Source organism: Bradyrhizobium sp. 154, assembly GCF_023073875.1.
Classification (GTDB): Bacteria; Pseudomonadota; Alphaproteobacteria; order Rhizobiales; family Xanthobacteraceae; genus Bradyrhizobium.
The window spans coordinates 65,244-87,807 of sequence record NZ_JADPKG010000113.1; the positions used below are offsets into that span (position 1 = coordinate 65,244).

Annotated in this window: 12 protein-coding genes; 4 read left to right on the forward strand and 8 right to left on the reverse strand. The window is 64.1% G+C overall.

Annotation, left to right across the window (positions count from 1 at the left end; all coding sequences use genetic code 11):
- Positions 1 to 7 precede the first annotated feature (7 nt).
- Positions 8 to 892 carry a Ku protein gene (locus tag IVA92_RS28620; RefSeq protein WP_247278332.1) on the reverse strand — a complete coding sequence of 295 codons (885 nt, stop codon included), beginning with the start codon at positions 890 to 892 and terminating at the stop codon, positions 8 to 10.
- Positions 893 to 1,008: 116 nt separating this feature from the next.
- Between IVA92_RS28620 and ligD the strand changes: the two genes are divergently transcribed.
- Positions 1,009 to 3,693, forward strand: coding sequence for a DNA ligase D (ligD, locus tag IVA92_RS28625; RefSeq protein ID WP_247278333.1), 2,685 nt, complete (start codon positions 1,009 to 1,011; stop codon positions 3,691 to 3,693).
- 123 nt (positions 3,694 to 3,816) lie between these two features.
- Here the strand turns inward: ligD and IVA92_RS28630 are convergent, their stop codons facing one another.
- Positions 3,817 to 3,981: a DUF3309 family protein gene (locus IVA92_RS28630; protein WP_018318514.1), complete on the reverse strand. Its 165-nt coding sequence runs from the start codon at positions 3,979 to 3,981 to the stop codon at positions 3,817 to 3,819.
- Positions 3,982 to 4,159: 178 nt separating this feature from the next.
- On the opposite strand from IVA92_RS28630, the gene IVA92_RS28635 reads away from it, so the two are divergent.
- Positions 4,160 to 4,474 (forward strand): polyhydroxyalkanoic acid system family protein, encoded by a 315-nt coding sequence (locus IVA92_RS28635; protein ID WP_247278334.1) that lies wholly within the window; start codon positions 4,160 to 4,162, stop codon positions 4,472 to 4,474.
- 2 nt (positions 4,475 to 4,476) lie between these two features.
- On the opposite strand, the gene treY is transcribed toward IVA92_RS28635, so the two are convergent.
- The 6 genes from treY to IVA92_RS28665 are packed head-to-tail and all read right to left on the reverse strand — an operon-like array spanning position 4,477 to position 18,480.
- A complete protein-coding gene (gene treY / locus IVA92_RS28640) occupies positions 4,477 to 7,263 on the reverse strand; it encodes a malto-oligosyltrehalose synthase (RefSeq protein ID WP_247278335.1) in 2,787 nt (928 codons plus the stop codon).
- Position 7,264: 1 nt separating this feature from the next.
- Positions 7,265 to 9,019, reverse strand: a complete 1,755-nt coding sequence (treZ, locus tag IVA92_RS28645; protein WP_247278336.1) for a malto-oligosyltrehalose trehalohydrolase — start codon at positions 9,017 to 9,019, stop codon at positions 7,265 to 7,267.
- Positions 9,016 to 11,094: a glycogen debranching protein GlgX gene (glgX, locus tag IVA92_RS28650; RefSeq protein ID WP_247278337.1), complete on the reverse strand. Its 2,079-nt coding sequence runs from the start codon at positions 11,092 to 11,094 to the stop codon at positions 9,016 to 9,018. Before glgX ends, treZ begins: the two co-directional genes overlap by 4 nt.
- A 3-nt stretch (positions 11,095 to 11,097) precedes the next feature.
- Entirely contained in the window at positions 11,098 to 13,236 is a 2,139-nt protein-coding gene (gene glgB / locus IVA92_RS28655) for a 1,4-alpha-glucan branching protein GlgB (RefSeq protein ID WP_247278338.1), read from the reverse strand.
- Entirely contained in the window at positions 13,229 to 16,522 is a 3,294-nt protein-coding gene (gene treS, locus IVA92_RS28660; protein ID WP_247278339.1) for a maltose alpha-D-glucosyltransferase, read from the reverse strand. Before treS ends, glgB begins: the two co-directional genes overlap by 8 nt.
- An 11-nt stretch (positions 16,523 to 16,533) precedes the next feature.
- A complete protein-coding gene (locus tag IVA92_RS28665) occupies positions 16,534 to 18,480 on the reverse strand; it encodes a maltotransferase domain-containing protein (protein ID WP_247278340.1) in 1,947 nt (648 codons plus the stop codon).
- A 205-nt stretch (positions 18,481 to 18,685) separates the two neighbouring features.
- On the opposite strand from IVA92_RS28665, the gene malQ reads away from it, so the two are divergent.
- Together malQ and IVA92_RS28675 are read left to right on the forward strand one after the other, a co-directional pair.
- Positions 18,686 to 20,647, forward strand: coding sequence for a 4-alpha-glucanotransferase (malQ, locus tag IVA92_RS28670; RefSeq protein ID WP_247278341.1), 1,962 nt, complete (start codon positions 18,686 to 18,688; stop codon positions 20,645 to 20,647).
- 18 nt (positions 20,648 to 20,665) lie between these two features.
- Positions 20,666 to 22,465 carry a glycoside hydrolase family 15 protein gene (locus IVA92_RS28675; protein WP_247278342.1) on the forward strand — a complete coding sequence of 600 codons (1,800 nt, stop codon included), beginning with the start codon at positions 20,666 to 20,668 and terminating at the stop codon, positions 22,463 to 22,465.
- The last annotated feature ends 99 nt before the right edge of the window (positions 22,466 to 22,564 follow it).

The following is a 22,564-nucleotide window of genomic DNA, read 5'->3' on the forward strand; positions in this document are numbered from 1 at the left end:
ATGACAGTCAGCCTGCCTTGCGATGCCTTGCCGTCGACCGGTGCGCCTTCTTCGCGCTGCGATGCCGCCCGGTCGACCGGCGCGCGTGGGGCTTCGCCGATGTCTTCCCGCCTCCGCGCCCCTTCAGGCTCTGCTTCAGCGCGTCCATGAGGCTGACGACGTTGCTCGGCCGCTCCTCGGGCTGCGGCAGCTCGATCTTCTTGCCGCTGGCCTTGCGCTTCACCAGCGCCTTCAGCGCGTTCTCGTACTCGTCCTTGAATTCGCTAGGGTCGAAATGCGCGGCCTTGCTGTGCAGGATGTGACCGGCGAGCTCGACCATGTCCTTGGTGATCTTCGGGCTCTTGATGTCATCGAAGAACTGGTCCTCGTCGCGCAGCTCGTACGGATAGCGCAGCGTGGTGCCGAGCAGGCCCTTGCCGAGAGGCTCGATCGCCATCACGTGCTCGCGATTGGTGAGCACGATTTTCGCGAGGGCCACGCGGTCCTGATCCTTCATCGCATCGCGGATCACGGCAAAGGCGTCGGCCGCGGCCTTGCCGTCGGGCGCGATGTAATAGGGGTGGTTAAGGTAACGCTTGTCGATCTCCTCGCGCGGCACGAAGCTCTCGATGTCGATGGTGTGGTTGCTCTCGATCTGCACCGCTTCGAGCTCCTCCGGCTCGATCTCGACATACTTGCCCTTGCGCAGCTCGTAGCCGCGGCCCTTCTGGTCGCTCTCGACGACGTCGCCGGTCTCGGAATCGATCATCTGCTGCTTGAGCCGGTTCCCGGTCTCGCGGTTGATGAGATGAAACCGCGTCTTCTCGGCGGCGGTTGCAGCGGGGTAGAGCACGACGGGGCAGCTGACCAGCGAGAGCTTCAACGTTCCCTTCCAATAGGCACGCGGGGCCATTCCATTCTCCAGCGTTTTCAAGGCGTTTTGGAACCCCAACCCGGCCATGGGGTTTTGGTTCCGGGTGGGACTTTGGCCGTGATAGGCTTGAATGCCGAAAGAGAGCGGGACCGGTCGTGCTGCAAAAACTCTCCACTTACCGACAGAAGCGTGATTTCGAGAAAACGCCCGAGCCATCGGGCAAGACCGCCGTGGCGCCGTCGAAGCAGCGGCGCTTCGTGATCCAGAAGCACGATGCGAGCCGGCTGCACTACGACCTCCGACTCGAGTTCGACGGTGTCTTCAAATCCTGGGCCGTGACGAAGGGGCCCTCGCTCGATCCGCATGACAAGCGGCTGGCGGTCGAGGTCGAGGACCATCCGCTCGACTATGGTGATTTCGAAGGCACGATCCCCGAAGGCCAGTATGGTGGCGGCACCGTGATGCTGTGGGATCGAGGCTATTGGGAATCGGAAGATCCGGAAGCCGGCTTCAAGAAGGGCGATCTCAAGTTCACCCTCCATGGCGAGAAGCTACAGGGAAGCTGGGTGCTGGTGCGCATGCGCAACGACCGCACCGGCGGTAAGCGGACAAACTGGCTGCTCATCAAGCATCGTGACGAATATGCGCGCGAGGGCAACGACAACGACATCCTCGAGCAAGACAAGTCCGTTGCTTCTGGTCGCGCGATGGAGCAAATCGCTGAAGGAAAGGGCCGCGCGCCCAAGCCCTTCATGCTGGCCAAGGGGCCGAAGGGCAAGGCCGACGCAGTCTGGCAATCCAACCGCGCCGAGGAGACGAAAGGGCGCACAGTGACTCCCGCGCCGCGCACGGCGTTGAAGGCTAGACCGACGGCGAAGAAGACAGCCACGACAGCAGCGAGCGCCAAGAAGGTCTCGGAGATGCCGGACTTCGTGGCGCCGCAGCTCTGCACGCTGGTCGAGCGGCCGCCGGCCGATGGTGGCTGGTGCCATGAGATCAAGTTCGACGGCTATCGCGTCCAGCTCCGGGTCGAGGACGGCGAGGCGACGCTCAAGACGCGGAAGGGTCTCGACTGGACCGGCAAATTCGTCTCCATTGCCAAGGAAGCGGGGGCGCTGCCGGATGTGCTGATCGACGGCGAGATCGTCGCGCTCGACCACAACGGCGCGCCGAACTTCTCCTCGCTTCAGGCTGCGTTGTCGGACGGCAAGACCGACGAGCTCATCTTCTTTGCCTTCGACCTCCTCTTCGCCGAGGGCGAGGATTACCGTCGGCTGCCGCTTGGCGAGCGCAAGGCGCGGCTGAAGGAGCTTCTGGAATCACGCAAGCGGAAAACGAGCCAGATCCGGTATGTCGAGCATTTCGAGAGCGGGGGCGATGCCGTGCTGCAATCGGCCTGCAAGCTCGAGCTCGAGGGTGTGGTGTCGAAGAAGCTGGATGCGCCGTATCGCTCCGGCCGCACCGAGAGCTGGGTCAAGTCGAAATGTCGCGCCGGCCATGAGGTGGTGATCGGCGGCTACAAGACCACGAACGGCAAGTTCCGCTCGCTGATGGCGGGCGTGCAGCGCGGCGATCATCTCGCCTTCGTCGGCATGGTCGGCACAGGCTTTGGCGCCGACAAGGTCAAGCGCCTCATGCCTTCACTGAAGGCCATGGAGGCCAAGCAAAGCCCCTTCGGCGGCAAGAACGCGCCGAAGAAGACCCGCGAGGTGCACTGGCTGAAGCCGGAGCTCGTCGCCGAGATCGAGTTCGCCGGCTTCACGGCCGACGGCAATATCCGTCAGGCCGCGTTCAAGGGACTGCGGCAGGACAAGCCGGCCAAGGAGGTTGAGGCGGAGACGCCGGTCGATACCGAGCTCGCCGAACCCTCGGCCAAAGGAGCGAAGCGCGCAAAAGCGCGGCCAGGTGCGCAGTCGGCCCTGGGCGGCAGCAACGCCGAGGTCATGGGCGTCGTCATCTCCAAGCCGGACAAGGAGCTGTGGCCCGATGACGGACATGGCGATGCCGTGACCAAGTTGGACCTCGCGCGCTATCTCGAAGCCGTCGGCGAATGGATGATCGTGCACCTCAAGGGCCGGCCGTGCTCGCTGATCCGCGCCCCTGACGGCATCAAGGGCGAGTGCTTCTTCCAGCGCCATGCCATGCAGGGGACGTCGAACCTCCTGGAGCTCGCAAGAGTCTCCGGCGACCGCAAGCCGTATTTGCAGATCGATCGGATCGAAGGGCTCGCGGCGGTGGCGCAGATCGGCGGCGTCGAGCTGCATCCCTGGAATTGCGCGCCCTATGCCTATGACACGCCGGGCCGGCTGGTATTCGATCTCGATCCGGCGCCCGACGTCGAATTCGCCGACGTCGTCGAGGCGGCCAAGGAGATGCGGCAGCGGCTGAGCGATATCGGCATGGACAGCTTCTGCAAGACCACAGGCGGCAAGGGCCTCCACGTGGTGGTGCCGCTGCTCCACGGCGCGCGCGACAAGGTGAGCTGGAAGGAGGCCAAGGCGTTTGCGCAAGGCGTCTGCCAGTGGATGGCCGATGACGATCCCGAACGCTATCTGCTCAACATGTCGAAGAAGCTGCGCAAGGGAAAGATCTTCCTGGACTATTTGCGCAACGACCGCATGTCGACCGCGGTTGCCCCACTGTCGCCGCGCGCGCGCACCGGTGCCACGGTGTCGATGCCCGTGACTTGGGCGCAGGTGAAGAGCGACCTCGATCCGAAGCGATATACGATGCGCACGGTGCCGGGCCTGCTGGCGCGATCGAAAGCGTGGGAGGGCTATGAGGATGCCGCCGCATCGATCAAGGCGGCGATCAAGAAGCTGGCGGGAAAGGTGAAGTAGGTTTGTGCTACCGCGCGTCGCGCGTAGGGTGGGCAAAGCGGCGCGTGCCCACCATTTTCTTTCTCGTCGCGGAACGGTGGTGGGCACGCTTTCGCCTTGCCCACCCTACGCGATCCGCCTCGGCTATATGCGTCCCATCAGGAGCAGGATCAGCAGGATGACGATGACGAGACCGAGGCCGCCGCCGCCGTAATAACCGGTGCCGTAGAACGGCCCGCCGCCGATGCCGCTGAAGCCGCCGAGCAGGGCGATGACCAAGATGATCAGAATGATCGTGCCGATAGACATGCGAGTCTCCTCCAGCCCTTTCTTGAAAGGGTCGTCTGACCTGTCCCGTTATCCGGGGGCAACTTGCCGCAGGTTTTAAAGTTCCGGCTTCGCAATGCGGGTTCCTGCTTCAGCAGTTTGGAACTTTTGCCTTTCCATGCGGCATGATGAGGTGAGGATCAGCAGCAGGGTCACGGCCATGGCAGAACCGCTCGTCGTCTCAATTCCGCATCGTCTCGGCCGCGACGAGGCGGTACGCCGGCTCAAGACGGGGCTTGGCCGCGCCGCAGCAAGCATTCCCGTGATGCAGGTCGAAGAGGAGCGTTGGAGCGGCGACTGCATGAATTTTCGCATCCGCGCGCTCGGGCAGATCGCGACCGGCAAGGTCGACGTTGCCGAAGATCACGTCCGGGTCGAGGTGGTGCTGCCCCGGCTGTTGCAACGCTTTGCCGAGATGGCCCAGGGCGCGATCAGGAAGCGCGGACAGTTGCTGCTGACCAAGGACGGAAAGTAGCCTCAGGCGCGCACGCGCTGCCGCATCGGCTTTGCTGCACTGGCGGTGCGCGCCTCGATGACGGTCCCGGGAAGATCGCGCAGGGCCCGCGCGAGCGGCAGTTCATCGCCTGCAAAGCCTGCCGCGGTGTAGCCGGTGATATCGACGGTTGCATCGAAGCCTTCCAGCGCCGGCCATTCCCGACCTCCTTGCGTGAACGGCGCAAAGTGACGCCCGACCGCGACGATCGCGGCCGCCCGGCCATGGCGGCGGGCGAACGCGATGACGTGCTCAGCATGCCCGCCGTGAACCTCGAGTGGCTGATAGTCACCCTGGACGAAGATGTCGGGGAGCCGATTGCGGAGCTTAAGGAGGTGACGCGTCCAGGCCAGCTTGAGCCGGCCGTCCGGCCAGGCCTTGATCAGGTCGCTCCAGTCCGGAGCTTCCAAGGACGTCAGCGCCCTGCGGCGCGCGGCAAAGTCCACCGGCCGCCGGTTGTCGGGGTCGACCAGCGAGAGGTCCCAGAATTCGGTGCCTTGGTAGAAGTCTGGCACGCCTGGCAGCGTCGCCTTGAGCGTGAGCTGGCTCAGCGAGTTCAACATGCCGAGCAGTGCGACGCGGCGGGCCAGGGTCTGCAGAGCCTCCAGGAATTCTGCGGACTGGGCGGGGTCGAGGATCTTGTCGATGAAGCTCTTGACCCCGTTTTCATACGCTTCATGCGGATTGAGCCAGCTCGTCTCCTCCTTGCCTTCACGCGCGGCCTTGAGGGCATAGGCCTGGATGCGCTCGACAAAATCAGGACCGACCGGCCCCTGGAGCGGCCAGGCTCCGAGCAGGGTCTGGTAGAGCATGTACTCGAATGTCGCCGACGGCGCGCGGAAACTATCTCGGTGGGTGAGATGTGGCGCGTTCAACACCTTCCAGCGCGCCACCGCGCTGGTCCATTCGCCGGGAATCTCGCTGAGCGCCGCGATCCGCGCGCGGGCGTCCTCGCCGCGCTTGGTGTCGTGGGTGGCCGTGGCGGTCATGCCGTGCGGCCATTCCCTGGCACGGGCCTGCATGGCCTGATGGAAAGCGGGAATAGTGAGGCCGATGCTCGCGGGATCACCGCCGACCTCGTTCAGCGCGAGCAGCCGGTGGAACTGGTAGAACGCGGTGTCCTCCAGCGACTTCGCCATCATCGGTCCGGTGAATTGCTGCACCTTCAGCGCGAAGCGGCGTACGCGCGGCGCGCTGTGTGGGGGACGCCCAGGTTTGAGCAGGTCCATGGTCAGAGCGTCGCGGAGGAAGTCGAAAATGCCATCATCCGCGGCGAACCATTCTCCGCGGGCGCGTTCGATGGTCTCATCGATCAGCTTGCGATCGTGTGCGGTCGGCGCGCTCGTCGTGAGGTAAGTGCGGTAGACCGGGAAATGCAGCACATAGAGCTCGAGGGCCTGGCGCAAGCTGTCGGCCGAGAAGTCGCGCGTCGAGTAATGCCCGTTGGCGATGCGCGCCAAAAGGCGCGTCAGCACGGTGAACTCGCTGGTGAGCAGCGTCTCCAGCACCCGCCGCTTGGCGTCCTTGACGTAAGGCGCAAGCCGGGGCGGCCGGTTGCTGATCTGCCGCCAGGTCTCGTCCAACGCCGTCAGCCCCTTGGCGTCGACCAGCACCTGGGTGATGACGTTCATCCATTCATAGCCGGTGGTGCCCTGGACCCCGGCGAAATGCGGCAGGCGCTCGTGCTCGCACAGGATCTTCTCGACCACTGTATAGAATGGCTTTGTGTTGCCTTGGGCGTCGCGGACCAGCCGGCGCAGCCGCTGGCAATATTGTGCGGGATCGCGCAGGCCGTCGATGTGATCGAGACGGATGCCTTGCAGTCTGCCGTCGGCGATGAGCTGCTTGACCAGCCGGTGCGTGGCGGCAAACGTGCCGGGATCCTCGACGCGCAAGCCGGCGAGGCCGTTGACGTCGAAGAAGCGGCGATAGTTGATGTCGCTGGAGGCGAGGCGCCAATGCCCGAGCTTGTAGTGCTGGCGCTCGAGCAGATGATGCAGCGCCAGCGTCTGGGCGGGACGGTCCTTGGCAGCGCGATAGGCGGCAAGTCCGCGCGCGATGATGTCGGCAGCGCCCGCAATGTCCTTGAGTTCTGCCTTGAACGCGGGAGCTTCCTTGCGGTTGGGACGGCGCAGTCCGGTGTAGCGCGCCGCGAGCGCAAGCAGGCGCTTGCCGGGCTCCGTTTCCCCCGCATCCGCCTCCTTGACGATCATCCGCAGCACTTCGCCATAGCGCTCCGGCGCGACGGGTAAGCGGTGCTCGAAATACCAGGCGGAAAGACTGCCCTGGTCCGGATCATAACGCAGCTCGATCTCGCCGCGCTCGAGCGCATCGCCATAGGGCGCGCCGAGAATCGGCAGCAGCACGCCGCCGCGGGCGCGGAAGGCCAGTTGATCCCAGTCGATGTCGAATGAGACCGCATGCGGTGAAGCCTGGCCCCACTCCAGCACGTCGAGCCACCAGGGATTGTCGGCAAAATGCACGCCGACGTGATTGGGCACGAAGTCGATGATGAGTCCGAGGTCGTGATGGATCAATGTTTCGCTCAGCCGCGCGAAACCGGTCTCGCCGCCGAGTTCGGGGCTGAGCTGGCTGTGATCGACCGTGTCATAGCCGTGGGTCGAGCCCTTGCGAGCCTTCATCACCGGGGAGGCGTAGAGATGCGTGATCCCGAGCGCCTTCAGATAGGGCACAACCGCGGCGGCCTTGTCGAAGCCGAAATCCGCGGTGAGCTGGAGCCGGTAAGTCGCGAGCGGAATGGCCGGAGGCATGCTAGCCTCCGAGACGCCAGACCACCGACCAGGGCGGAAGCCGCTCGCCGGCCTCGCCGCCCCAGATCGGCGTGCCCGAATTGAGGTTGGAATACGCGATATCCTTGTCCGAGAGATTGGCGGCCAAGCGCAGAGTCGTGCCGTCGCCCATTCGCCAATGCGCGGTGAGCAAGCCCGTATCCGCTGCCTCGGCATCGCCGAAACTCGCTCCTTTCAGGCGGGGCATGACCTCCTGGCGGCGGACGGCGAGCAGCTCGCGCACCAGCGCGAGTCGTGCCTTCTGTTCGGAGGTGCGGCCGGTCCAGTCGAGCACGGCCGATTGCAGCGTGGCCGGATCGAGCGGATCCGGTACCTCGTCGCCATATTTCTCGTAAGCCCAGGCATATTCCTGCTTGCGCCCCTTGCGGACGGCATCGGCAAGGCCGCCCTGAAAATCGCAGAAGAACGGGAAGGGCGCTGTCGAGCCCCATTCCTCGCCCATGAACAGCATCGGGATCATCGGTGCGAGAAGCGTCACCGCGAGCGCGGCTTCGATCTGCTTTGATCCTGCCAGGCTCTCGAGCCGGTCGCCGAGTGGGCGGTTGCCGATCTGGTCGTGGTTCTGGAGAAAATTGACGAAGGTCGCCGGCGGCAGCTCGCCGCTCGGCTCGCCGCGCGGCTTCTTGCCCCAGAATTCCGAGATCTCGCCCTGGTAGACGAAGCCCGATGCGAGCGCGCGCGCAAGATCCATGCGCGGGGTCTGGTAGTCGGCATAGTAACCGGCGAGCTCGCCGGTCAGCATCACGTGCCAGACGTGGTGATAGTCGTCGTTCCACTGACCGCGATATTTGCCGTTCGGCGGCTCCTGGGCGGCATCGAGCAGGCTCGCACGGTTGTCGCCGTTCTCCAACACGAGATGGATGTGCCGTCCCGTGGCCTTGGCGAGCTCGCCGGCGGCGACGCTGAGGTCTTGCAGCATCGACTGCTCGCCGGGCACTGCCATGATGTGGTTGGCGGCATCCAGCCGCAGGCCATCGAAGCGGTAGTCGCTGAGCCAGGACAGCGCGTTCTCGACCGCGAATGCGCGCACCTGGGGCACGCGATAATCGATCGCGCTGCCCCAGGGCGTGTGTGCCTCGGTAAAGAAGGTCGGCGCATAGCGGCCCAGGTAATTCCCCTCGGGACCGAAATGATTGTAGACGACGTCGAGGAACACCATGAGCCCGCGCAGATGTGCCTCGTCGATCAGCGTCTTCAGGTCTTCGGGCCGGCCATAGGTGCTGTCGGGCGCATACCACAGCACCCCGTCATAGCCCCAGCCGCGGCGGCCGGCGAAATCGGCCAGCGGCATTAATTCCAGTGCAGTGATGCCGGTCGTTGTGAGATGATCGAGCTTGTCGATCATGGCGCGGTACGTGCCCTCCGGCGTGAAGGTGCCGACATGGGTCTCGATCAGCACCGTCTCTTCCCAAGGGCAGCCGCGCCAATCGCGCGCGCGCCAGGCGAAGACGTCGTGATCGATCACCTCGCTCGGGCCAAACACATCCGCCGGCTGGAATGCCGAGGCCGGATCGGGCACCTCGATCTCGTCGTCGATCCGGAATTTGTAATCGCTACCGGCGCGCAGCCCGGCAATATCGGCCACGTACCAGCCATCCTGCCGGCGCTGCATCGCGTGCCTTCTGTCGAGCAGGAGGTCGACACGGCGCGCGCCGGGCGCCCACAGCCGGAACGACACGCCGTCCTTGGTCGGCCTCGCCCCGAAGGATGGCCTCATAGCGCCCCCGCGAAGGCGAGCACGGATCGCGGCGGCGCTTTGCTGTCGCTTCCGGGCAGGAAGTCGATCGAGTTCAGCCTGGCCTCGGTCGTGTTGAGGATCTGCTGCCAGCTCTTGTATTCGGTCATTTTGGGCAATTTGAATGCGATCTCTTCAGGAGCGGCGTTCAGAACGATAAAGATCGCGGCGCTGCCCGGTTCCATCGGTCCCATCACATAGGAGAGAAACCGCCCTTCCGGGAATTTCCAATCGTTCTCCGTCATCTCGTCGCCGGCCGGCGTCAGCCACAGCGCACCGTAGGAGATGCCGTCTTTCGGGCGGCCATCGAGCCAGCGATGGCTGCGCAGTTGCGAGAACCGGCGGCGGATGTCGGCGAGATGGGCGACGAAATCGACCATGTCGTCGTCCTCTTTGCCGAGATTGTCCCAATTGATCCAGCCGACCTCGTTGTCCTGGCAATAGGCATTGTTGTTGCCGGTTTGCGAATTGCCGACCTCGTCGCCGGCGAGGATCAGCGGAACGCCTTGCGCCAGCATCAGGCAGGCCAGCACGTTCTTGCGAAGCTGCCGGCGCAGACCGAGGATCTGGAGGTCGTCAGTCGGGCCCTCGACGCCGCAATTGTTGCTGTGGTTGTCATTGGAGCCGTCGCGATTGTCCTCGCCGTTAGCCTCGTTGTGCTTCTCGTTGTAGCTGAAGAGGTCGGCGAGCGTGAAGCCGTCATGCACGGTGATGTGGTTGATGCTGGCGCGCGGCCGTCTTCCGTCATGGTTGAAGAGGTCGGATGACGCCGTCATACGGCTGGAGATGTCGCCAATCAGGCTGCCTTCGCCGCTCCAGTAGCGGCGCATGGCGCTGCGGTAGCGATCGTTCCATTCCGACCATTGCGAGGGGAAGGCGCCGACCTGGTAGCCGCCGAGCCCGAGATCCCACGGTTCGGCGACGAGCTTGACGGTCGCCAGCACGGGATCCTGCCGGACCGCGGTCAGGAACGAGCTACCGCGATCAAAACCGTTCGGGCCGCGCGCCAACGTGGTGGCGAGGTCGAAACGGAAGCCGTCGACATGGCAGACCTCGACCCAGTAGCGAAGCGAATCCATCACCATCTGGAGCACGCGCGGATGGGTGAGGTTCACCGACGAGCCGCAGCCGGTGAAGTCGTCGTAATAGCGCGGGTTCTCGCGGTTCAGCCAGTAATAGGAGGCGTTGTCGATGCCGCGGTAGCACAGTGTCGGCCCGAGGTGATTGCCCTCGGCGGTGTGGTTGTAGACGACGTCCAGCATAACCTCGATGCCGGCGTCGTGCAGCCGCGCGACCGTTGTGCGGAAGGAATCGAGCGCGTTGTCCTGCGCGTAGCGCGGCTCGGGCGCGAAGAAGGACAGCGTATTGTAGCCCCAGTAATTGGCAAGCTTCTTCTCCACCAGGATGCGGTCGTCGACGAAGCTGTGCACCGGCAGGAGCTCGATCGTGGTGACGCCGAGCCTCTTCAGATGCTCGATCATCGCCGGCGATGACAGACCGCCATAGGTGCCGCGCAGGTTCGGCGGCACGTCATCGCGCTTCTGCGTCAGGCCCTTGACGTGGGCCTCGTAGATGATGGTGTCTTCCCAGGGGATGTTGGGCCTGATCTCACGCCGGCCCCAGTTGAAGGTCTCGTCGACGACGACGGCCTTTGGCATGCCGCGCGCATTGTCGCGCCGGTCGAACGACAGGTCCTCGCGTGGTGACCCGGTGCGGTAGGCGAAATGCGCATCGCTCCAGACCAACCGTCCTGCAAGCCGCTTGGCATAGGGGTCGAGCAGCAGCTTGTTGGCGTTGAAGCGGTGGCCGTGCTCGGGCTCGTAGGGGCCGTGCACGCGGTAACCGTAGAGCTGGCCGGGCGAGACGTCGTTGAGATAGCAGTGCCAGACGTCTTCGGTCCTCTCAGGCAATTCGATGCGTTCGAGCTCGCGGCGGCCCTGTGTGTCGAACAGGCAGAGCTCGACCTTCTGCGCGTTGGCGGAGAACAGCGCGAAATTGGTGCCGCGTCCGTCCCAGCTTGCGCCGAGGCGTGCGGGCGATCCAGCAGTCAGGCGCATGTGTCAGCTTTCCGGAACGAGGAAGATTGCGGCAAGCGGCGGAATCGTGAGGCGGAGCTCGCCGCCCTCGGCGTGAACTTCGCCGATGTTGCCGACATTGCTGCCGCCATAATGGGCGGAATCCGAGTTGAGCACTTCCTTCCACTTGCCGCCAAAGGGCACGCGTACGCGGTAATTCTGATAGACGTTCGGCGAGAAGTTGACGATCACCAGGCATCGCGCCTGCTCGTCGAAACCCTTGCGCAGCCAGGCGAAGACGTTGCGGTTGGCATCGTCGGTGATCAACCATTCGAAGCCGGCCTGGTCGCAATCCATCTGATGCAGCGCCGGCACCGCGCGATAGAGCCGGTTGAGATCGCGGATCAGCGCCTGGATGCCGGAATGGTACTTGTATTCGAGCAGGTGCCAGTCGAGCGACTGGTCGTGGTTCCATTCGCGGCTCTGCGCGATCTCCGCGCCCATGAACAACAGCTTCTTGCCGGGATGGCCGAACATGAAGCTGTAATAGGCGCGCAAGTTCGCAAAGCGCTGCCACTCGTCGCCTGGCATGCGGCCGAGAATCGAGCGTTTGCCGTGCACGACCTCGTCATGAGACAGCGGCAGGATGAAGTTTTCCGAGAACGCATAATGAAGGCCGAACAGGATCTCGCCGTGATGGTGCTTGCGGTAGATCGGATCCTTGCTGATGTAGCTCAGCGTGTCGTGCATCCAGCCCATGTTCCATTTGTAGCCGAAGCCGAGCCCGCCGAATTCGACCGGGCGCGAGACCTGAGGCCAGGCGGTGGACTCCTCAGCCGCCGTGGTCGCCTGCGCGAAGCGGGCGAAGACTTCCGTGTTGAAGCGGCGCAAGAAGTTGATCGCCTCGATGTTCTCCCGCCCGCCGTACTGGTTCGGAATCCACGCTCCGGGCGGCCGGCTGTAATCGAGATAGAGCATGGATGCCACCGCATCGACGCGCAGCCCGTCGATCGCGTAGCGCTCCAGCCAGAACAGAGCGTTCGACACCAGGAAGTTCGTCACTTCGGTGCGGCCGTAATTGTAGATCAGCGTGCCCCAATCCAGATGGCGACCCTGGAGCGGGTTGGCGTGCTCGTAGAGCGCGGTGCCGTCGAAGCTGCCGAGGCCATGCGGATCGTCCGGGAAATGGCCGGGCACCCAGTCGAGCAGCACGCCGACGCCCTCGCGATGGCAGGCATCGACCAGCGCGGCAAAATCCTCCGGCGTGCCGAAGCGGCTGGTCGGCGCATAAAGGCCGGTCGGTTGGTAGCCCCACGAGCCGTCGAAGGGATGCTCGCTGACAGGCAGGAATTCGAGATGGGTGAAACCCATGTCGCGCGCGTAGGCCGGTAGCTGCTCGGCCAACTCGCGATAGGTGAGCCATTCATTGCCGTTCTTGCGCCGCCACGAGCCGAGATGGACCTCGTAGATCGACATCGGCGCCGACAGCGCGTTGATGCCGTCGGGCGCCGGCCGTGGCCGCGGCAGATGCGCCTCGTCGAACACGATGGAGGCGGTCTTCGGCCGCACCTCGCTCGCGAACGCCAGCGGATCGGACTTCAGCGGAAGCAGATGGCCGTGCGGGCCGATGATTTCGAACTTGTAGTGATCACCAACCTTCGCATGCGGGATGAATAGTTCCCAATAGCCGCTACCGCGTACGCGCATGGGATGGCGCCGGCCATCCCAGAAATTGAAATCGCCGACCACGGAGACGCGCCGCGCATTCGGCGCCAGCACCACGAAGCCGATGCCATCGACACCTTCGTGCCGCATCGGATGGGCGCCGAGCTTGTCGTAAAGGCGCTGGTGAGTGCCTTCGCCGAGCAGATAAAGGTCGAAATCGGTCAGGATCGGCGGAAAGCGGTAGGCATCCTCGAACTCGACGACGTTGCCTCCGAATTTTGCGCGCAGCTGATAACGTTTCGAGGCGTTAGGCAGCGCCCCGATGAACAGGCCGGAATCGTGCACGCGGTCGAGCGGGGCGACTTCGCCATGCTCGCCGACCACCTCGACATTGGAGGCTTCGGGCAGAAAGGCGCGCACCACGCTTCTACCGCCCTCGGGGTGCAGCCCGAGATAGTGGAACGGATCGGAGTGGCGGCCCTCGATGATCGCGTAGGCCTCGGCAGGCAGTTTAGGCATGGGCTTCGCCCTCGGCACTGGACAGAATGCGAAGCAGTCCGGTCAGCGGCGCATGGAGCCCCTCAGGCCGGTGGGACAGCTCGTACTCTACTTCGTCGAACGCTTGATCAAGCAGGAAGAACCTTAACAGGCCTTGCGCGGATTGCGGATTGTCCGGCCACAGCCGCCGATCGGTCATGGCTTCGCGATAGGCGGACAGGAAGGTTGCGGTGGCGCGCTCGCGCCATTCGTCGAGCGCGGCCGTGAGCCGGCCCTGCTCGTCGGAGGCGCCTGTGAGCGCGCGACCGAGAGCCGTGTTAACCGAAACATCAATCGAGTGGATCAGGCCCGCGACGTCGCGCGCGGCCGGCGCCTTGCGCCGCTTGTCGGCCAATGGAACACGCGGATCGCCGTCGAAGTCGATGATGAAGATATCGTCCTTCACGATCAGAGTTTGCCCGAGGCGGAAGTCGCCATGATGACGGATGTTCAACCCGCCGATCCCGGAAGGCAATAGCGCATTCAGTCGGTCGGGCAGGGTCGCGCGCGCCTCCGTGAGCTGATCGATCAGCGGCCGGTCCGCCTCCCGCAGGCCGTCGCGGCTCTCGGCCAGCCGTTCGAAAACCTGCTCGGCGCGCGCCTTGAGGTCGGATACGAGGTGCTTGACGTACGCGGAGCCGATCGGCTCCGGAGCGAGATCGTCCGGCGTTGCCGCGGCCAGAGCGACGTGCAGTTCGCCGAGCCGCCGGCCGATCTGCGCCACGAAGTGCAGATAAGGTGCCTGCTCCTGGGTCTCGCGCAGCGTTTCGCCCGCTGGCAATACGCGCTGCTCGTCGATATAGCGATCGAGATAGCCCGTTGTCATCGTCCAGCCGTCGCCCTGGTTCTCGACATAGGCATGCAGCACGCCGAGCGTGCTGCGCTGCTCGCCCTCGACCAGCTCGACGCTGCCCAGCAGCGGCGGCGTATTGGCAAAGCGTGCGACCTCCGTGAGGTAATGGCCGATCTCGATCTCGGGACTGACGCCGCTTTCGAGCCGCCGATAGATCTTGGCGACGTATTGGTTGTCGACCAGCGCCGTGCTGTTCGACTGTTCGATCGCGCGGATGCGTTCGGGCTCCTTGATGATGTAATCGGCAAACCGGCTGGTTGCCTTGAACTCCAGCCGCAGATTGTTCTCCTCCACCACTAGGTTCTGCGACAAATTGCGCAGGAACAGGCCGATGAAGATCTGGTCGGTCGCGACATCGAGCAGCGTGCCTTCGCGCGCGCCCTGTCGCACGGCGGCGAGCGCCTTCGGATTGAAGCGCTCGCGGTCGAAACGCACCCACTCGATCTGCAACGGCAGCACGTAGCGTGTCGCCACGTCTCCTTGGTTGGTCTCGAAGAACGCGATCCAGGGCCGGTTGTCGCCGATGTCGCAGAACGGCACCGCCGATGTCAACGCGGTCTTGATGTGCTTGGCATTGTGCTCGGGATACCACCGCGTCCGCGAGAGGAACCCCGGCAGCACATCGCGCTCGAACACGCCACGCTCGCGGGCGAGCGACACCCAATTCGAGTTCACCGGCACCACCAAGGTCTCGAACTCCGGCACCGCGCGCGGCGTCACCGGCTCGGACTTGTCGCGCTCCTGAAGCTGGAACCAGTAGAAGCCGTAGGGCCCCAGCGTGATCATGTAGGGCAGTTCACCGATCGGAGGAAAGCGCGTGCGGCCGAGCATTTCCTGTGGGATGCGGTCCTTCCAGGGCGACAGATCGAGCTCGGTTGCCTGCGCGGCGCGCGACAAATTGGCGACGCAGAGGATCACCTCGTCGCGATATTGCCGGACATAGGCCAGCACGGCGCGGTTGGCGGGGCGGATGAAGGTCATGGTGCCGCGGCCGAAGGCGAGCGTCGACTTGCGCACCGAGATCAGCCGCTTGGTGGCGCTGAGCAGTGAAGACAGGCTGCGCGACTGCGCCTCCACATTCACCGCCTCATAGCCGTAGACCGGGTCCATGATCAGCGGCGCATAGAGGCGGGCCGGATCGCAGCGCGAGAAGCCGCCGTTCCGGTCCGGGCTCCACTGCATCGGCGTGCGGACGCCGTTGCGGTCGCCGAGATAGATGTTGTCGCCCATCCCGATTTCGTCGCCGTAATAGATGATCGGCGTGCCGGGGAAGGACAGCAGCAGCGAGTTCATCAGCTCGATCTTGCGGCGGTCATTGTCCATCAGCGGCGCAAGACGTCGGCGAATGCCGACATTGATCCGCGCGCGTGGGTCGTTGGCGTAGGTGGTCCAGAGATAGTCGCGCTCGACGTCGGTGACCATCTCCAGCGTAAGTTCGTCATGATTGCGCAGGAACAGCGCCCATTGGCAGCTCGCCGGGATGTCCGGAGTCTGGCGCAGGATGTCTGTGATCGGGAAACGGTCCTCCTGCGCGATCGCCATGTAGATGCGCGGCATCAGCGGGAAGTGGTAGGCCATGTGGCACTCGTCGCCACGGCCGAAATATTCCTGCACGTCCTCCGGCCATTGATTGGCCTCGGCCAGCAGCAGCTTGCCCTTGGAGTAGGCGTCGAGCTCCTGGCGCAGGCGCTTGATGATCGCATGCGTCTCGGGCAGGTTCTCGTTCGAGGTGCCCTCGCGCTCGCACAGATAGGGAATGGCGTCCAATCGGAAGCCGTCGACACCGGCATCCAACCAGCGCTTCATCACCTGGATGATGGCGCTCACCACGCGCGGATTGTCGAAATTGAGGTCCGGCTGGTGCGAGAAGAAGCGGTGCCAGTAGAAGGCGCCAGCCTCGGGATCCCACGTCCAGTTCGACTTCTCCGTGTCGGTGAAGATGATGCGCGTGCCCTGGTATTTCTGATCGGTGTCGCTCCAGACGTACCAGTTGCGTGCGCTCGAGCCCGGATGGCTGCGGCGCGCGCGCTTGAACCATTTGTGCTGGTCCGAGGTGTGGTTGACGACGAGCTCGGTGATGACGCGCAGGCCCCGCTTCTGCGCCTCCTGGATGAAGCGCTTGAAATCCTTCATCGTCCCGAAATCGGGGTTGACCGCGCCGTAATCGGCGATGTCATAGCCGTCGTCGCGGCCGGGCGAGGGGTAGAACGGCAGCAGCCACAGCGCGGTGACGCCGAGCTCCTGGAGATAGGGCAGCTTCTCGGTCAGCCCGGCGAAGTCGCCGATACCGTCATTGTTGCTGTCGGCAAAGGCCTTGACGTGGAGCTGGTAGATGATGGCGTCCTTGTACCAGAGCTCATCCACGATCTCGGCAGCCTCGGCTTTCCTGGTGTCGACGGAAGACAGAACATTCATGGCGTGAACCCTTACGCCAGGCCGCGGAACAGGAGCGCCGGATCGCGATCGGGATCGATACGCAACCTGACCCCGCCCCATTCGATGCAGGACCGTTCGCCGGTGAGGAGGTTTTCGAGTGCCGCAACATGATGTCGCTGCCCGCTGGCGTCAACAGTGACGTCACCGAGCGGCAGCCAGAATTCGCGCGCATGGCGCGACAGCGCGATTACGACGACGACGGTGTGGGCAGGCTCGGCGGCCTCCTTCACGAAGGCAATGGTTTCGCCGTCCTCGATACCGAGGAAGCGCAAATTGGCCGTTTGCTGGAGCGCCGCATTCTCGTTGCGGACGCGATTGAGCGCGGTGATGTAGGGCTTGATGTTGCCGGGCGTGTCCCAGTCGCGCTGCTTGATCTGGTATTTCTCGGAATCCAGATATTCTTCACGGCCGGGGATCGCCGTGTGCTCAAGCAGCTCGAAGCCACTGTAGATGCCGTAACTGCCCGACAGCGTCGCGGCCAGCGCAAGGCGCGACTTGAATGCCCAGGCTTCGCCGCTCTGGAGGTGAAAGGGCAGCAGGTCGGCTGTGTTGACGAACAGGTTCGGGCGATAGAAGTCGCGTTCGGGATAACGGGTCAGTTCGCCGAGATATTGCTCCAGCTCCCACCGCGAGGTGCGCCAGGGGAAATAGGTGAAGGACTGCGCGAAGCCGAGCTTGGCGAGCCCCTTCATCAGCTTCGGTCGGGCGAAGGTCTTGGAGAACAGGATCACTTCGGGATGTCGGCGGCGGATGTCGCGGATCAGCCACTCCCAGAACGGAAATGGCGCGGTGTCGTGATTGTCGATGGCGAAAATGGTCACACCATGATCGATCCAGAACAGCATGGCATCGCGAAACGCGTTCCACAGCCCAGCCCTGTCGACGGAGTTGAAATCGGGGATGACGATATCCGAATAGGCGCCATCCACCGTCCGCACGGAGCGATCCGGCCGCCACCTGAACCATTCCGGATGCTGCGTCAGCCAGGGATGGTCCGGGGAGCATTGCACGGCGAAGTCGAGCGCGAGCTCGAGACCGTACTCCAGGCAGGTCGCAACCAGTGCGCGGAAATCCTCGATCGTGCCGAGCTCGGGATGCAGCGCATCGTGTCCGCCTTCCGTGGTGCCGATCGCATAGGGCGAGCCGGGATCGCCTTCACCCGCCACCGGCGCATTGTTGCGGCCCTTGCGGCGGGTGTGGCCGATCGGGTGGATCGGCGTGAAGTAGAGCACGTCGAACCCCATCGCGGCGATGTCGGGCACGCGGGCGATGCAGTCTCTCAGCGTGCCATGCCGGCCGGGGATCCGGCTCTGGCTGCGCGGCATCATCTGGTACCAGGCGCCAAAGCGTGCCCTATCGCGGTCGATGATCAGCGGAAAAGAAGCTGAGCGGGTGAGGTCGGGCCGCGACTGGCTCTCGGCCATGGCTTCGCCGAGCTCGGTTGCGAGCAGCGGGCCGACGTCGCCGCTCTGAAGAAAATCCTCGCACTGCCTGAGGATAACCAGTGCTGCGTCTTGTTGCGCGCCATGCGCCTTGGTCAACAGGCCGGCGCCCTCGATGGCGTCGAGGGTGACGTCCGCACCGGAGCGTTGCTTGCGCGCGATGCCGTGGGACCAGGTGGCGAACTCGTCGGTCCAGGCTTCGATAGCGTAGATGTATTGCCCGGCCTCGGTCGGGACGAAGGCGCCCGACCAGCGGTCATTACCGTGATGGGTCATCGGCTCACGCTGCCATTCGCGGTCCTGCTCACGGCGCCATAGCAGCGCGGCGCCGATCACGGCATCACCGTCACGATAGATGTCGGCCCAGACATCGACCCGGTCGCCCGCGATCCGCTTCACTGCAAAGCGGCCGCCCTCAATCGAGGGATAGACGTCTTCGATGAGGAAAGCGCTGCCGGCTGCGGCACTTTCGACAGTTTGAATTGTCTTGTTCACGGTGATGCCATTGACAAGAAAGCAGGGGCCCGTTTCCCTTGTCGGGAACCTACGCTTGAGACCTATATAGAAAGCCGCTTGTGTGTCATTAGTTCCCCCTGGGAACGGCAGGCGCAGTTTGTGAGTTAAGCCCGACTAACGTCTTCCGCTGCCTCGTTAAAATCGATGCCCCCGGCGAGTGGGTGGCTTGCAAGCTGCGTGCCGAATGGATCTTTTAGCTCAAGCCCGGATCAAGGGCGTTCAATCTGAATTCGTTGATGCCTTGGGAAAGCTGCGGGTCACCGACCCCGTGGCCCTCAAATCGATCCTCGACGCCCTGCCGGAAAAGCGGGTTTACCGCTTTGTCGGCGGGCCGGTCGTGGTGCGCGCCTTAGGGCATCCGCGAACGGAATTGGCGGCCATCGGTGCGCCACCCCTGCAATGGAAGTTGACGGCAAACGGCAAAATGATCGCGCAAGGCGAGACGCGCGAGCCCGTGATCGCCTGGCCTGCCGGCCTGCCGCTCGGCTATCATCGTTTGACTCTGACCGACGCGGAAGGCGTGACGGAAGAGGTGCCGATGATCGTGGCGCCCGAGCGCGCGTTCGGCGGCGATTTCGACCGCGGCTGGCTGCTTGCCGTGCAGCTCTATAGCGTCCGCTCCAGCCGCAATTGGGGCATCGGCGATTTTACCGACCTGGCCGATCTCGTCCGGCTCGCCAAGCAATTGGGAGCCGACGGTGTCGGGCTCAATCCGCTGCATGTGCTGTTCGACGACCACCCGGCCGATTGCAGTCCCTATTCGCCGAACAGCCGCCTGTTTCTCAATCCGCTCTATATCGACGTCGAGGCGATCCCGGAATTCTCGGCCGACCTCGTGCCGGATGCCGCCGCGACTGCAGCGCGGCTGCGCGAAGGCGACCGTGTGCCCTATACGGACATGGCGGCGTTGAAATGGCTGGGCCTGCGCGCTGCCTACAACAGTTTCGTGACGAGCGCGAGCGAAGCGCGCCGCAAGGAGTTCGACGCTTTCCGCGCCGCCCGCGCGCCGCTGTTGTCCCGCTTTGCCTGCTTCGAGGTGCTGCGTCATCGCTTCACCGCGCCATGGTGGGAATGGCCGGTGGAATGGCAAAAGCCTGACGATGCGCAATGCGCCGAGCTGCGCAATGGGGCCGACAAGCGCGACGTCGAGTTCGTCGAATTCGTGCAATGGACGGCTGACAGCCAGTTGCACGCGGCCAAGGAGCTGGCGAGCCAGCTCGGCATGCGCGTCGGACTCTATCTCGACGTTGCCGTCGGCGTGCAATCCAACGGCTTCGATGCCTGGAACGAGCAGATGGCGATTTCCCGCCATCTCGCCGTCGGTGCGCCGCCCGACGTGCTCAATACCGTCGGCCAGGACTGGGGTCTTGCCGGCTTCAACGCAGGCGGCCTGGAAGCTCAATCCTTCGTGCCGTTCGCCGACATGCTCGCCGCTTCGATGCGCCATGCTGGGGCCATCAGGCTCGATCACGTGCTCGGCTTGAAGCGGCTTTATCTGGTGCCGCGCGGCTTCAAGCCCGACAACGGCGCCTATGTGCAGATGCCGTTCGAGGCGCTGCTGGCGGCGGTGGCGTGCGAGAGCGCGGCCCATAAATGCATCGTGATCGGCGAGGACCTCGGCACCGTGCCGGAAGGCTTCCGCGAGATGATGCAGGATTTCGGCATCTGGTCCTACCTCGTCATGATGTTCGAGCGCGACGATACCGGCCATTTCCGCAACGTCGACCACTACCGGCCCAACGCACTGGTCACGCTGAACACCCATGACCTGTCGACCTATGCCGGTTGGCGCTCGTTCGGCGATCTCAGGATGAAGCGCTCGCTCGGTATCGATCCCGGCGAGAACGATCAGGCGCGCTGGGATGCGCTCGGCAGGCTCGACGAGATTTTGCGCCAGAACGGCATCAATGCGAACGACCTCTATTCGGTGCTCGCCTTCCTGTCGCGCACGCCGTCGCGGCTGCTCGCGGTGTCGCTGGAGGATCTGCTCGGCGTGATCGACCAGCCCAACATTCCCGGCACGATCGACGAGCATCCGAACTGGCGCCAGCGGCTCCCTGTTACGCTCGACAAGATCGCGTCCAAGATCGATCTCGCGGCTTTGAAGGCCGCGACGCGGGAACGTTCATTGAATGGCGGAAGCTGAAATCTAGGCTCGACGACTTTGTCTCAGAAGATCGAGGACTATGCGCTGATTGGCGATTGCGAGACGGCCGCGCTTGTCGGGCGCAACGGCTCGATCGACTGGCTGTGCTGGCCGGCCTTCGATTCCGACGCCTGCTTTGTCGCGATCCTCGGCACCCACAGGAACGGCCGCTGGCTGATTGCACCCAGCGAGGATGTCACGGCTACGTCGCGCCGTTATCTTGGCGATTCACTCATCCTCGAAACCCGCTTCGAAACGGACAGTGGCACGGTCGCGCTGATCGACTTCATGCCGCCGCGCGGCAAGGCGTCTGATATCGTGCGGCTGGTCCGCGGCATCAAGGGTGCGGTGAAGATGCGGATGGAGCTCGTGATCCGCTTCGGCTTCGGGGCCGACATTCCGTGGGTGCGACGGATCGACCATTCCCTGATGGCAATTGCCGGCCAGGACATGACTGTGCTGCGCACGCCTGTTGAGACCCGCGGGGAGAATCTGACCACGGTTTCCGACTTCAAGGTGACGGCCGGCGAGACCGTACCGTTCGTGCTGACCTACGGCCCCTCGCATCTGCCGCCGGCCGAGTCGATCGATCCAGAGATCGCGCTCGAGGAGACCGAAAGGTTCTGGCAGGACTGGTGCAGCCACTGCACCCGCGATGGCAACTATCACGATCTCATCATGCGCTCGCTGATCACGCTGAAGGCGCTGACCTTCGCCCCGACCGGCGGCATCGTCGCGGCACCGACCACGTCATTGCCGGAGAAGCTCGGGGGCAGCAGGAACTGGGACTACCGCTTCTGCTGGCTGCGCGATGCCACCTTCACGCTGCTGGCGCTGATGAACTCGGGCTACACCGAGGAGGCCTTGGCGTGGCACAATTGGCTCCTGCGCGCCGCCGCCGGCTCGCCGTCGAACATGCAGATCATGTACGGCATCTGGGGCCAGCGCCGGCTGTTGGAATGGGAGGCGGGCTGGCTCGACGGCTATGAGGGCGCCAAGCCGGTGCGCATCGGCAATGCCGCGCATGCGCAGCTTCAGCTCGACGTCTATGGCGAGTTGATTGACGCTTTCCACCAGTCGCGCATGGCCAAGCTCAAGCTCGACGAGGAGACCTGGGCGCTGGAATGCGCGGTGCTCAATCATCTCGCCGAGGTCTGGGACCGGCCCGATCACGGCATCTGGGAGCGCCGCGGGCAGCCCAAGCACTACGTCTTCTCCAAGGTCATGACCTGGGTCGCCTTCGATCGCGGCATCAAGAGTGCCGAGACCTTCGGCTTCAAGGCGCCGCTGTTGCACTGGCAGGCCTTGCGCGAGGCCATTCATCGTGACGTCTGCAACCACGGCTTCGATGCGGGCGAAAACACGTTCGTCGAGTCCTACGGCTCGAAGCTGCTCGATGCCAGCGTGCTGCTGTTGCCTGCCGTCGGGTTCCTGTCGCCATTGGATCCACGGATCCGCGGCACCATCGCCGCTGTCGAGAAATGGCTGATGCGCGACGGCTTCGTGCTGCGGCATGACCCGCGCGAGCTGCCGGCGGGGCAGCCGCCGCTCGAAGGCGCGTTCCTGGCTTGCACGCTGTGGCTGGCCGATGCTCATGTGCTGTCGGGCGATCTCGACAAAGCACAAGTGTTGTTCGATCGCGTGGTGGGCATTGCGAACGATGTCGGGCTGCTGGCGGAGGAATATGATTCCGTGGCACGGCGCCAGACCGGCAACTTCCCGCAGGCGCTGACCCACATCGCGCTGATCAACACTGCGCATAATCTGTCGGCGGCCAGGCAGGAGAGCGAGAAGCCGGCCGTGCAGCGCTCGCAGTAGTAGTGACGCAGCGGGCGCCTGCCGAGAGTAGGTTAATTGCTTCCGCTACGGAGGTGCGCTCCCTCTCCCGCTTGCGGGGGGTGTCTCCGCTGGGCGAAA

What these genes read in the sequence shown, in the direction of transcription:
- treS (WP_247278339.1), bottom strand. Translation starts at nt 16,522, where the DNA reads ATGAATGTTCTGTCTTCCGTCGACACCAGGAAAGCCGAGGCTGCCGAG.
- glgB (WP_247278338.1), bottom strand. Translation starts at nt 13,236, where the DNA reads ATGCCTAAACTGCCTGCCGAGGCCTACGCGATCATCGAGGGCCGCCAC.
- IVA92_RS28620 (WP_247278332.1), bottom strand. Translation starts at nt 892, where the DNA reads ATGGCCCCGCGTGCCTATTGGAAGGGAACGTTGAAGCTCTCGCTGGTC.
- IVA92_RS28630 (WP_018318514.1), bottom strand. Translation starts at nt 3,981, where the DNA reads ATGTCTATCGGCACGATCATTCTGATCATCTTGGTCATCGCCCTGCTC.
- glgX (WP_247278337.1), bottom strand. Translation starts at nt 11,094, where the DNA reads ATGCGCCTGACTGCTGGATCGCCCGCACGCCTCGGCGCAAGCTGGGAC.
- IVA92_RS28635 (WP_247278334.1), top strand. Translation starts at nt 4,160, where the DNA reads ATGGCAGAACCGCTCGTCGTCTCAATTCCGCATCGTCTCGGCCGCGAC.
- malQ (WP_247278341.1), top strand. Translation starts at nt 18,686, where the DNA reads ATGGATCTTTTAGCTCAAGCCCGGATCAAGGGCGTTCAATCTGAATTC.
- treZ (WP_247278336.1), bottom strand. Translation starts at nt 9,019, where the DNA reads ATGAGGCCATCCTTCGGGGCGAGGCCGACCAAGGACGGCGTGTCGTTC.
- treY (WP_247278335.1), bottom strand. Translation starts at nt 7,263, where the DNA reads ATGCCTCCGGCCATTCCGCTCGCGACTTACCGGCTCCAGCTCACCGCG.